Origin of the sequence: Enterobacter sp. AN-K1 (assembly GCF_020971765.1) — a bacterium.
GTDB classification, from domain to species: domain Bacteria; phylum Pseudomonadota; class Gammaproteobacteria; order Enterobacterales; family Enterobacteriaceae; genus Enterobacter; species Enterobacter hormaechei_C.
This window is the reverse complement of the sequence record NZ_CP087390.1, coordinates 4,580,720-4,593,409: the sequence shown is the minus strand read 5'-3', so window position 1 is coordinate 4,593,409 and position 12,690 is coordinate 4,580,720. Positions and strand designations below refer to the sequence as shown.

Here is a 12,690-nt window from a genome sequence, read left to right as displayed (position 1 = left end):
AAATGGCATTTTGTTTTGGCTACGGGAATTAAACATGCTTGATTTGGAAAATCTGGAAAAAGCACAAAGAATCAGTCTGACGATGCAAGTTGAGAACAGTTTAAAGGGAGCGTTAATTACGGGCTCATTAAAACCTGGGGCTCGACTCATCACGAAAGAGATTGCGGATAAATTAGGCACCAGCATCACACCGGTGCGCGAAGCCCTGTTGCGCCTGGTGTCGGCAGGCGCATTACAGGCCACGCCTGCTCAGGCGTTTTTGGTGCCAGAGGTTACGCTGGAGCGTTATAACGAAATTAACGCCATTCGAAAACAGCTTGAGCCGATGGCCGTTGCGGCGGCGTGTCAGAATATGACCGAGACCAAACTGGATGCATTACGCGCGCTGTCAGATAACTTCAGCACCGCCATGCATCAGGGCGACGTGCAGAAGGCGATCCATGCCAACCGCGTGTTCCGGTTTACGCTCTATCAGTATGCCGAAATGCCGACCCTGAACTCGCTGATTGAGCAGCTCTGGGTACGGATTGGTCCGTGTATCAACTACCTGCATGAAGAGATGAAAGATATCCCTGCAACGACTTACCATTATGCCGATCTGCTTTCTGCGCTTGAGCAAAGGGACGTGACGGCCAGTCGGGAAGCGATCGACCGAGCCATTGATGAAGCTAATATCCTCCTGCAACGGCAATACTACAGTTAAGGATCGCACTGGCGCACTTATTTTTTTATTCGTTTTAAACTTCCCTGAGTATATTCCCGGCGCTTAAGGCTACCGGGAATGATGTTATTTTTTACCGGCAACGTGCGCTGCCGGAAAATGTTTTACTCAAAGCGATAAGAGACCGACAGGCCCACGCCATAGTTACGGCCAGGGGCGGGTTCGTAATAGCGATTGTAGCCGGCGTTAACAATCTCTGAACCGACGTACTCTTTATCAAACAGGTTATCGACGCGACCAAAGATGTCCATTCCCCATTTGCCGTAATTGAGTTTATACCCGGTATTCAGACCGACCACGGTATAAGAGGGCGCTTTGGCGGTATTGGTGTCGTTTGCCATCACGTCGCTCATGTAGCGGGCATCTGCCCCCGCGTACCAGCCTTCCTCAGGCTCCCAGCCAAACGACGCATACCCCATGTTACGGGCGATACCCGGCATCCGGTTGCCGCTACAGTCTGCATTGTTACAGACGTTGGTACGGTAGGTCGCATCGAGATAGGTCCACGCCATTTTCAGCTTCCAGTTTTCGGCAAACTGCTGGTCGAGCGCAATTTCCACACCCTGACGGCGCGTTTTCCCCGCATTTTTGTAGGTAGTGCGACCATCTTTGTTTTCGTCCACCACGATCTCGTTGTCGGTATCCGTGCGGAACAGCGCCGCCGTCAGGATGCCATTACCGATGCGGGTTTTGCTGCCAATCTCATAGGTGTTGTTGGTTGACGGTTGCAGATTAATATTGAGGCCGCCTTTGCCATCAGAACGGTAGGAGAGTTCGTTGATGGTCGGGGTCTCAAATCCCCGTCCCGCCGCGGCATAAAGGTTCCAGGCGTCGGTCACGGCGTATTTCACCGCACCAGCCGGGAGCCATTTATGGTAGCTGGCGTTACCGCTGTCATCGCCGTTTTGCGGGGTAATGTAATGATCGTTGGAGTCAAACCAGACGGAGCTGTAACGCACGCCCGCCTCAACGGACAGCTTTTGCGTGAGCTGCCACTGGGTTTGCAGGTAGGGATCAAGGTTCCACATCAGGTTACGTTCGTCACGGCGTTTGTTACCCTTCACGCCAAAATCCGGCACGCCGTTGTTCATCACGAAGTTTTCATACCCGCGGCGATTTTCACTCATATTTTCGTAGTTAAGGCCGGTGGTAAACGTTACCGGCACCAGCAGCTCGCCGCGGTGGGTCCAGCGGGTATCAATACCCTGATAGTGGCGCTGCATATCAATTACGCCGCCCGAATGCGCTGGATTTTCAGTCTGCGTGGTATCCGGAATGGACTGGTACTGGGTCATTTCACGCTCACCGGCGTACATCATCACGCTGAGGTCGTCCTGTTCGCTCAGCTGGCGGTCGTAGCGGATCCCGGCCTGGGTCTGCTTAATGGTTTTACGCGTATTGTACTGATCGCCACGGGGTGACTGCCGCGGGTTGTTCTGCCACTCCTGATAACTCAGTCCGCCCGGATCGTTGGCTTTCATGTCCACGCTGTTAAAAATCAGCGTTAGCTTGCTGACATCATCAATGCGCACGCCCAGTTTCGCGTTGGCGAGGTTTTTCCGTGCGCCGCTGTGGTCACGATAGCCATGTGTGGTGAAACGGGTGGTGGATACCGCATAGTCCACATCCCCCGCCTGAGTCCCGTCGCCCACCGCACCGGTGGCCTTCATGCCGTAACGCCAGGTGCCGTAGCTGCCGTAATAGCTGCTGGCTTCAATTGTGGCTGGCTGTTGTCCGGTCTGGGTGTTGATGTTGATCACGCCGCCGGAGGCATTGCCGTACAGGGCAGAGAAGGGGCCGCGCAGCACGTCGACGCTCTCAATGCTGTTGAGGTCAATGTTTGACGTCTGCCCCTGGCCGTCGGGCATGGTTGCCGGAATGCCGTCCACGTACATGCGGATCCCGCGTACGCCGAAGGTCGAACGCGCGCCGAATCCGCGAACGGAAAGTTGCAGATCCTGAGCATAGTTCTGGCGGTTCTGGATTTGCAGGCCTGGTACGCTCCCAAGGGATTCAGAAAGGTTGATGCGCGGTGTGGCATGTCGCATATCCTCGCCGCGGACCACGCTGACTGCGGCCGGGGTGTCCAGTTCGGAGACGGTTTGCGGCGTGGCGCTGACGATCAGGGTCTGTTCATCCGCGGCCATCGCACTCAGCGGGCCAAAAATGACGGGAACGAAGAGCAGTGGTAGTGATGCCTTACGGGCAGTAATAATTTTCATGGAGTAAACCGGTTAAGAAAAATTCGAACCAAATCAACTGGAACCTGTGTATATATGTTAAATCCTTTGTAAATGTTATGAAAACTATAACCGCACATTTCGTGAATGTAAGGTTTTGAAGGAAAGAAATACTCCACATTCAACTGATTAATGATTACTATTCTCATTAAAATAACGGCAAAGCGATGACTTTGCCCACCGGAAGTGATGTCAGCGGTAAATCTCCTCATTTAAAAAGGAATTGTTATGTCTTTACGTCATCTGTGCTCGCCGCGCCTGCGTGGGTCTCTGCTGTTGGGCTCTTTACTGTTTGCCGGTACGTTCCAGGTTCATGCCGCTGAAGAGATGCTGCGCAAAGCGGTCGGCAAGGGCGCGTATGAAATGGCCGTCAGCCAGCAGGAAAACGCGCTGTGGGTTGCGACGTCACAAAGCCGCAAAACCGATAAGGGCGGCGTGGTCTATCGTCTGGATCCGGTCACGCTGGAAGTGACGCAGGCGATTCATAACGATCTCAAGCCGTTTGGCGCCACGATCGATAACGCCACCCAGACGCTGTGGTTCGGTAACACCGTCAACAGCGCCGTGACGGCGATTGACGCCAAAACGAGCGAGGTGAAAGGGCGCCTGGTGCTGGACGATCGCAAGCGTAGCGACACGGTGAAGCCGCTTCAGCCGCGCCAGCTGGTGGCCGATGACACGACCAATACGGTGTACATTACCGGTATCGGCAAGGAGAGCGTGATCTGGGTTGTTGATGGCGCAACGCTGAAGCTGAAGGACACCATCACCAACACCGGCACGTTCAGCACCGGTCTGGCCCTGGATGCGAAGGCAAAACGCCTGTATACCACCAATGCGGACGGCGAGCTGGTGACCATTGATACGGCAACCAACAAAATCCTCAGTCGTAAAAAAGTGCAGGATGACGGAAAAGAGCATTTCTACCTGAACCTGAGCCTGGACACTGCCGGCCAGCGTGCGTTTGTGACGGATTCAAAACAGCCAGAAGTGCTGGTGGTGAATCTGAAAGATGGCAGCGTGATGCAGAAAATCGCCGCGCCAGCATCGCTGGCCGTACTGTTTAACCCGGCGCGTAACGAAGCCTATGTGACGCACCGCGAGGCGGGCAAGGTGAGCGTGATTGACGCCAAAACCTACAAAGTGACCAGGACCTACGATACCCCGGTTTACCCGAACAGCCTGGCGCTGTCTGCGGACGGTAAAACGCTGTACGTAACGGTGAAACAGAAATCAACCCGTCAGCAGGAAGCGACCCAGCCTGACGATGTGATTCGTATCGCGCTGTGATGGTGGAATTGCCCGGTGGCGCTGCGCTTACCGGGCCTACAAAACCATGAGATGTAGGCCGGGTAAGGCGAAGCCGCCACCCGGCTTTTTTATTAACGCGAGGTTTCTTCTACCAGCGGTGCGTCGTGCTTTTCATCGTCGTGATGAAGCGGCGCGGTGCTGTGGATCTCGTGAACGCGCTTACGCACGCCGAACCAGCCAGCAATCAGCAGAACCGCCAGCAGTGGGATCGTCGCGATGGTGTAAGTACCGTTCGGGTAGTCAAACGCCATCAGTACCAGCACGCTGAACAGGAACAGCAGGGTGAGCCAGGAGGTCACCGGTGCGCCCGGCATCTTGAAGCACACATCAGCCGCTTTGCCTTCTTTGATCGCTTTGCGCAGACGCATCTGGCAGACCACAATAAAGGCCCAGGAGGCGATAATCCCCAGTGCAGCCACGTTCAGAACGATCTCAAATACGCGGGACGGCACCAGATAGTTCAGGAACACGCCAAAGACGTAAACCACCAGCGTGGCCAGAATCCCCGCATAAGGAACCTGCTGCCTGCTCATCTTCGACATAAACTTCGGCGCAGAGCCTCCCATCGACATGGAGCGCAGGATACGGCCCGTCGAATAGAGCCCGGAGTTCAGGCTGGAGAGCGCGGCGGTCAGTACCACGATGTTCATGATGCTGCCCACGTACGGCACGCCCAGCTTAGAGAAGAAGGTTACAAACGGGCTTTGCCCCGCCTGGTATGCATTCCACGGCAGCAGCAGCACCAGCAGCACCACGGAACCCACATAGAACAGACCGATACGCCAGATCACGCTGTTGATGGCTTTTGGCACCATCGTCTGCGGATCTTTACATTCGCCTGCCGCCGTACCGACCAGTTCGATGGAAGCAAAGGCGAACACCACCCCCTGCACCAGAACCAGCGCTGGCAGCAGGCCGTGCGGGAAGAAACCACCGTTATCGGTAATCAGGTGGAAGCCGGTTGCGTTACCGTCCAGTGGTTTACCGGTACCGAGGAATACGGTCCCGACCACCAGGAAGATCACAATGGCCAGCACCTTCACCAGTGCGAACCAGAACTCCATCTCGGCGAACCATTTCACGCCGATCATGTTCATGGTCCCGACAATTGCCAGCGCCCCAAGGGCGAACACCCACTGCGGCACATCGCCAAACGCGCCCCAGTAGTGCATGTACAGCGCAACGGCGGTGATATCGACGATACCGGTCATCGCCCAGTTAACGAAGTACATCCAGCCCGCGACATACGCGGCTTTTTCACCAAGAAACTCGCGGGCGTAAGAGACAAAGCTGCCGCTGGAAGGGCGGTGGAGTACCAGTTCGCCGAGGGCGCGAAGGATGAAGAAAGAGAAGATCCCGCACACCAGATAGACCAGGGCGAGAGCGGGGCCAGCCATTTGCAGACGTGCGCCTGCACCTAAAAACAGACCTGTACCGATAGCGCCGCCGATGGCGATCATCTGCACCTGACGGTTGCCCATCGCCTTGTGATAGCCCTCTTCATGAGAGTTCAACCAGCGACGTTTCGCAGCATGATGATCGGCTGCGCTTTTATTGCTTGTTTTCATTGAGTTACCTGTTTGCCTGTCTGAACCATTAACGTGATAGTCCTGCCTGGCAGAAGCCGAAACAAACGATTGCTTCTGCGCAGACACATGCCGCCTTTCCAGTCATTCTGTGTATGGATAAGGCAAAACATGGCGAGGCATCCTACCCGCAATTGTTAAGTGACGCAAAATATAACCGTGTCGAAAGTGATGCTCGTCGAAGGAAATCGTGTGGTCAGAGCAGACGGCGATCACAACGCGCTGAATCGTGACGTTTTTTTAGGCAAAAAGGTCTGCGAATGCTGATTTAATCATCAGGTTTACTTAATAGTTACTTATAGGTAGAGCTTATGAATGCCGCAGGGCTGCAATAAGTAATGCAAACGCGGTAGTGTGCTGGCGGCGGCTCGGATAGTACAGATGGTATCCCGTAAAAGCCGGGCACCAGGCTTCAAGCACACGCACTAACCGGCTCTCAGCAAGGGCGTCCTGAACCGCATCTTCCGGGACGTACGCCAGCCCCAGACCGTTTTCGGCGGCATCGATGCGTTGCGGCAGGCTGTTGAGGATCAGCTGGCCGTCAACCCGCACGCGCAGCTCACGTCCGTCCCGTTCAAATTCCCAGGCATATAATCCGCCGCGTGTGGGCAGGCGCATATTAATGCAGCGGTGCTGATCAAGCTGCTCCGGCGTTTCCGGTACGCCGAAACGTTGCAAATACTCTGCCGACCCGACGACCGCCATGCGCATGTCCGGCGCAATACGAACGGCAATCATATCTTTCGCCACCTGCTCACCCAGACGCACCCCCGCGTCAAAGCGGCCATCGACAATATCAGTCAGCCCATTGTCCACCGTGACTTCAACGTTGATATCAGGATACTGCGCCATAAAGGGTTTAAGCACAGGCCACAGCACCGCAGACATGGCGTGCTCCCCGGCGGTAAGGCGAATATTCCCGGCAGGTCTGTCGCGGGTATCACGCAGCGCGGTGAGTTCCTGCTCGATCTCCAGCAGATGGGGGCTTAAGCGCATGAGGAGTTGCTCGCCGGCCTCGGTAGGGGCCACGCTACGGGTGGTGCGGGTTAACAGACGGACTTCCAGCCTCGTTTCCAGATTGCGCATTGCGTGGCTGAGCGCCGACTGAGATACCCCAAGCTGCGCCGCGGCGCGGGTAAAGCTGCGCTCCCGGGCGACGACCATAAAGGAAAGCAGATCGTTGAAGTTGTCTTTTAACATGGCGGTTTACTCGATTTATGAAATGAATTCATGGTTCCTTTCTGATTATGCACTCTAATGCTCCCCATGGCTTTACGCTACTGTTAACGCAACAGCAAACGAGGAGTTAATCATGAAAATTATCCGTAGCGGTTCGTTACCTTCCGTTCAGGGGCCAGAGGCCTGGTTTACCGGCTGCGTGCGCATTGACGCGCCTTTCCAGGCGACTGAACCGGCAAAAGTCGGCGGCGCGACCGTCACCTTTGAACCCGGCGCACGTACCGCCTGGCATACGCATCCTCTTGGACAAACGCTGATCGTGACGCAGGGGCGCGGCTGGTTACAGGAGTGGGGGAAAGAGGCGGAACCGCTGAATCAGGGTGATATCGCCTGGATCCCACCCGGCGTGAAGCACTGGCACGGCGCAAGCGCGCAGACGGCCATGACCCATATCGCCATCGCAGAAGCTGTCGACGGGAGCCCGGTGGCATGGCTGGAGAAGGTCACCGACGAGCAGTATCCGAACGAGTAGTCTGGCGTTTCGTAAACAAATTATTAACGTTATGATTCGATCCGTTTTCTTCAGCATGTGCAGGCGGAACGGTGAAAATCAATATCATAGGCACCAGCGGAAGTGGGAAAAGCACGTTTGGCAGGCGAATCGCGGAGGCGCTGGCTATCCCTTACATTGAGATGGACAGGCTTTACTGGCGAGCGAACTGGCAGGGAACACCGGATGATGAGTTTCTTGCAACCCTGGAAAAAGCGCTCGCCGCCTCGCCTGACTGGGTCCTGGACGGGAATTACAACCGCACACGCGACGTTAAGTGGCGCGACGTCGATCTGGTGGTGTGGATAGATCGTGGGTTTATCCGCACGCTCTGGCAGGCGGTGACGCGGGCCTCCAGACGCGCCTGGCACAAACAGGAGCTCTGGCCCGGCACGGGGAACCGCGAAAGCTTTCGTCGGTCGTTCCTTAGCAAGGACTCTATTATCATCTGGACGATCAAAACCTGGCGCAGCAACCGCAAACGATATGAGGCGGATATGCAAAACCCGCAGTACGCACACATTCGCTTTCTCCGCATTACCCGACGGCAGGATGCGGAAAGACTCATTACATCGCTCAAATCACGCCGATGACAGACTCTCTATTGCCGTTTTCCGGCAATCCAAATGTAAATTAATTGTTTCTCAGAGGTGAAATCCACCTTTAATAATGACGACATGTTAAGTCAAACGAGAACGCAACATGTCATGGCGAATCAGCATTCTGGATAAAAGCCCCGTCGCAGAACACGAAACAGCCGCCGATGCGCTGGCGCGAACCTTAGCACTGGCGCAACAGGCAGAAACGCTGGGCTATCACCGCTTCTGGATTGCCGAACACCACAATACCCCGCAGCTTGCCAGCCCCTCGCCGGAGCTGCTGATTGCCTGGATCCTCGGGCAAACAAAACGTATTCGCGTGGGCTCAGGCGGCGTCATGCTGCAACATTACAGCCCCTATAAAGTCGCCGAAAATTTTAACGTACTGGCCGCCATTGCGCCGGGCCGGGTTGATCTGGGCGTTGGCAAAGCGCCCGGCGGTCTGCCGCTCTCTACCCGCGCCTTGCAGCATGGCCTTAATCCGCAGGAAAAAGGCAGCTTTGCTGAACAACTGACGCAGCTCGATCGCTGGATCCGCCCTGAAAATCAGTCAGCGGAGGAGGACGTTCGCGCCACGCCGCTGCCGCCGGTGCCTGCCCGGGGGTTTCTGCTGGGCGCCAGCACAGAAAGCGCGCTGCTGGCGGCCTCCCTTGACTGGCATTTTGTCTTTGCCGCCCATCTGAACGGTGATCCTGAGCTGCTACGCGAGGTCGTCACAGCCTGGCGTCAACACAGCGTCCGGGAGGTGATTGTGGCCGTGCAGGCCATTGTTGCCCCAACCCAGGCTGAGGCCGATGCGCTGGCGCAGAAGGTTGAAGTGTGGGGCGTGGAGCTGGCAAACGGACAGCGCGTCACCGTCGCCAGCGAAGAACAGGCCTACGCCTTTGCGCGGCAGGCGGGGAGTGAACCGGTGCGCATCGCGCGTCGGGCGCAGTCTCTGCTGGCCGGAACGGCGGCGTCGGTGCTTGAACAGCTCAACGCGCTGCATCAGCAGTGGGGGATTGACGAATTTATCATCGACACGCCGGTCGCTGATGGCGCAACGCGCGTACAGTCCCTGCGACTGCTGGCCGAGGCGCGTCTTAACAGGGAGGTTACCGTATGAGCTTTAGCGAACAACTGATTGCCTGGCGCCGTGAGCTGCACCAGAACCCTGAACTCTCTGGTCAGGAGGTCGAAACAACGGCGCGCCTGCGCGAGTGGCTGACGGCAGCCGGGATTGCCCCGCTGCCTTACGATCTCCAGACCGGGCTGGTTGCGGAGATCGGCACGGGCAACGCACTGGTTGCGCTGCGCGCCGATATCGACGCGTTACCCATCGACGAGCGCAGCGGGGTGCCGTTTAGCTCCCGGCGCGCCGGGGTGATGCATGCCTGCGGACACGACATTCACACCAGCGTGATCCTCGGCGCCGCGCTAAAGCTGAAAGAGCGGGAAGCCTCGCTCAACGGTCGCGTGCGGATCCTGTTCCAGCCAGCGGAAGAGAATTTCGGCGGAGCAAAAAGCATGGTGCGGGCCGGGGCGTTACGCGACGTACGCGCGATTTTCGGGATGCATAACGAGCCGTCACTGCCGGTCGGCGAGTTTGCCACGCGCGGCGGCCCGTTCTATGCCAACGTTGATCGCTTCGTTATTCACGTGACCGGCAAAGGCGCGCATGCCGCACGTCCCCATGAAGGCAACGACGCCATCGTACTCGCAAGCCAGCTGGTAACCGCGCTGCAAAGCGTAGCCAGCCGTAACGTCAACACGCTGGATTCGGTTGTTCTGAGCGTGACGCGCATCGCCGGGGGGAATACCTGGAACGTGCTGCCGGAAAGCGTTGAGCTGGAGGGCACGCTGCGCACGCACCGCACGGAAGTGCAGCAGAACGTGAAAGCGCGCGTCGGTGAAATCGCCGCCGGATTTGCCAGCGCCTTTAGCGCGCAAATCAACATCACCTGGTACGCCGGGCCCACCGCGCTGGTGAACGATGAGCACTGGGCCGGGTTTGCCACCTCGGTCGCGCGCGAAGCGGGATATGAAACCCGGCATGCGGAACTGCACATGGGCGGGGAGGATTTCGCGGTCTATCTGCAAAACATACCCGGCGCGTTTGTCAGCATTGGCAGCAACAGTCCGTTTGGGTTACATCACCCGGCATTTAACCCGGACGAAGCATTAATCGAACCCGCTGCCCGCTATTTTGCTCAGCTCGCGGAAAAAGCCCTGCAACACGTTTAATTAATTTGAGGTGAATATGTCTGCACATCGTCAATTGCGGCTGGGGACCATTTTGCATGGTGCATCCGGAAATATGTCTGCCTGGCGCCACCCGGCGGCGGTCGCGGATGCCAGCATTAATTTTGATTTCGTTAAAGAAACGGCTTTAAAAGCAGAAGAGGGCAAGCTCGACTTTATATTTGTGGCCGACGGCCTTTATATTAACGAGAAATCCATTCCGCATTTTTTAAACCGCTTTGAGCCGCTGACGGTGTTGTCCGCGCTGGCGAGTATCACCTCGCGCCTGGGGCTGGTCGGCACGTTATCCACCTCGTACAGCGAGCCTTTCACCGTTGCACGCCAGTTCGCCAGCCTCGATCACCTGAGCAACGGACGCGCGGGCTGGAACGTGGTGACGTCACCGCTGGAAGGGTCAGCCAGGAACTTCTCCCGCGAAAAACACCCGGAGCATGCGCTGCGCTACCGCATTGCCGATGAGTATCTCGACGTGGTGAAGGGGCTGTGGGATTCCTGGGAAGGGGATGCCTTTATCCGCAATAAAGAGAGCGGACAGTTCTTTGATGCGTCGAAACTGCATACTCTTGATCACCACGGTGATTTCTTCCAGGTTTCCGGCCCGCTGAATATTGGCCGCACGCCGCAGGGACGTCCGATTGTCTTTCAGGCTGGTGCGTCCGACGACGGTAAAAAGCTGGCGGCAAAACACGCTGACGCCATCTTTACCCACCATGACACGCGGGAAGAAGCCCAGGCTTTTTACCGCGATGTTAAACAGCAGCTGGAAAGTCACGGCCGCCGCGCAGAGGATTTACATATATTCCAGGGCGTCAGCGTGATTGTTGGAAACGACGCCGATGACGTAGAAAACCAGTATCAAACTACGGCGGCACTGGTCTCCATTAATGATGCGCTGAATTACCTCGGACGTTATTTCGAGCATCACGACTTCAGCCAGTATCCCCTCGACGCGCCGTTCCCGGATATTGGCGATTTGGGCAAAAACAGCTTCCGCAGCACCACCGATGAAATCAAGCGTAACGCCCTTGAGCGCAACTTAACTCTGCGTCAGGTCGCGCTGGAAGCCGCATCGCCGCGCCCGCGTTTTTCCGGCACACCGGAGCAGGTGGCCGATGGTTTACAGGCCTGGTTCGAAGAGAAGGCGGCGGATGGCTTCATCATTCAGGGCGGCACGCCGGACACCTTCCCGCGCTTTGTTGACCAGGTGGTGCCCGTTTTACAGGCGCGCGGCCTGTTCCGCACCGACTATCCCGGCACCACGCTGCGCGAAAGTCTGGGCTTAGACGAGCCCAAAAATCAGTTCACACAACAATAAAAGAGAAAAACGCTATGCAGAAATCATCGCTTATTCTGGCGCTTGCGCTGGCCTTTACCCCTGCCGTCTGGGCAGAGAACGTCAATATTAACGGCACCGGCGTGAGCATTGAGGCCAATAAAACGCCGATCAATACCGCCAAAAACAGCGATGCGATCGCGCAACTGCCGAAAGACTATCGTTTTGCCGTGCCGGGGAAATTTACCGTGGCGGTGGCGGGACTGAATCAACCGCCACTGACGGTCTTTTCCGACGACAACAAAACTCTGCTGGGAAGTGAGGTCGACATCGCGCGTCTGGTAGCGGACAGCCTCGGACTGGAGCTGAACGTGGTGCCCACCTCCTGGGAGGATTGGCCGCTGGGGGTTGCCTCCGGGAAATACGACGCGGCTATCAGCAACATCACCGTCACTAAAGCGCGCAAAGAGAAGTTCGACTTCGCCACCTACCGCAAGGATTCACTTGGCTTCTACGTGAAATCCACCAGTCCGATCAACTCGCTTGTGAAGGCAGAGGATATCGCCGGGCTGCGCATCATCGTGGGTTCCGGCACCAACCAGGAGGCCATCCTGCTGGCATGGAACGAAGAGAACCTCAAAAAAGGGCTTAAACCCTTTACGCCGATCTACACCAAAGACGACGCGGCCCAAACGCTGGCGCTTCAGTCCGGACGCGCGGACGCCTACTTTGGCCCGAACGTGATCGGTGCCTGGAAAGCGGCGCTTAACGGTAAAACCAAACTGGTCGGCAGCGTCGACGGCGGCTGGCCGAAGGCGGCGCATATCGCGGTGACGCTGAAAAAAGGCAGCGGCCTGGTCGAGCCGGTTCAAACCGCGCTGAACGGCGCGATCAAGAACGGAGATTACGACAAAGTGCTGAACCGCTGGGGGGAAGGCGTGGAGCGTATCCCCAGTTCCGAAGTTAACCCGGCGGGTCTGGGCGATTAAG

At 56.8% G+C, this 12,690-nt stretch carries 9 protein-coding genes and 1 pseudogene; 7 read left to right on the top strand and 3 right to left on the bottom strand.

Annotated elements, in window-relative coordinates:
- Positions 1-34 precede the first annotated feature (34 nt).
- The gene (locus tag LOC22_RS21765) at positions 35-703 is read left to right on the top strand and encodes a GntR family transcriptional regulator (RefSeq protein ID WP_003856981.1); all 669 of its coding nucleotides are present in this window, start codon (positions 35-37) and stop codon (positions 701-703) included.
- A 122-nt stretch (positions 704-825) separates the two neighbouring features.
- Here the strand turns inward: LOC22_RS21765 and pqqU are convergent, their stop codons facing one another.
- Entirely contained in the window at positions 826-2,943 is a 2,118-nt protein-coding gene (gene pqqU, locus LOC22_RS21760) for a TonB-dependent receptor PqqU (RefSeq protein WP_230239200.1), read from the bottom strand.
- Positions 2,944-3,189: 246 nt separating this feature from the next.
- Between pqqU and LOC22_RS21755 the strand changes: the two genes are divergently transcribed.
- Positions 3,190-4,251, top strand: coding sequence for a YncE family protein (locus LOC22_RS21755; RefSeq protein WP_017382280.1), 1,062 nt, complete (start codon positions 3,190-3,192; stop codon positions 4,249-4,251).
- Between the two features lie 92 nt (positions 4,252-4,343).
- Here the strand turns inward: LOC22_RS21755 and ansP are convergent, their stop codons facing one another.
- On the bottom strand, positions 4,344-5,840 hold the full coding sequence (gene ansP, locus LOC22_RS21750) for an L-asparagine permease (protein WP_015570454.1): 1,497 nt from the start codon (positions 5,838-5,840) through the stop codon (positions 4,344-4,346).
- A 327-nt stretch (positions 5,841-6,167) separates the two neighbouring features.
- On the bottom strand, positions 6,168-7,058 hold the full coding sequence (locus tag LOC22_RS21745) for a LysR family transcriptional regulator (protein ID WP_045334941.1): 891 nt from the start codon (positions 7,056-7,058) through the stop codon (positions 6,168-6,170).
- Positions 7,059-7,170: 112 nt separating this feature from the next.
- Between LOC22_RS21745 and LOC22_RS21740 the strand changes: the two genes are divergently transcribed.
- From LOC22_RS21740 to LOC22_RS21720, 5 genes and pseudogenes are all read left to right on the top strand, one after another.
- Positions 7,171-7,569, top strand: a complete 399-nt coding sequence (locus LOC22_RS21740) for a cupin domain-containing protein (RefSeq protein ID WP_015570456.1) — start codon at positions 7,171-7,173, stop codon at positions 7,567-7,569.
- Between the two features lie 71 nt (positions 7,570-7,640).
- Complete coding sequence (locus LOC22_RS21735) at positions 7,641-8,180, top strand: shikimate kinase (RefSeq protein ID WP_017693371.1); 540 nt, start codon at positions 7,641-7,643, stop codon at positions 8,178-8,180.
- Between the two features lie 109 nt (positions 8,181-8,289).
- On the top strand, positions 8,290-9,291 hold the full coding sequence (locus tag LOC22_RS21730) for an LLM class flavin-dependent oxidoreductase (RefSeq protein ID WP_032653686.1): 1,002 nt from the start codon (positions 8,290-8,292) through the stop codon (positions 9,289-9,291).
- The gene (locus LOC22_RS21725; RefSeq protein ID WP_017382285.1) at positions 9,288-10,409 is read left to right on the top strand and encodes an amidohydrolase; all 1,122 of its coding nucleotides are present in this window, start codon (positions 9,288-9,290) and stop codon (positions 10,407-10,409) included. Before LOC22_RS21730 ends, LOC22_RS21725 begins: the two co-directional genes overlap by 4 nt.
- 16 nt (positions 10,410-10,425) lie before the next feature.
- Positions 10,426-12,689: pseudogene (locus LOC22_RS21720) on the top strand (NtaA/DmoA family FMN-dependent monooxygenase).
- Position 12,690: the final 1 nt, after the last annotated feature.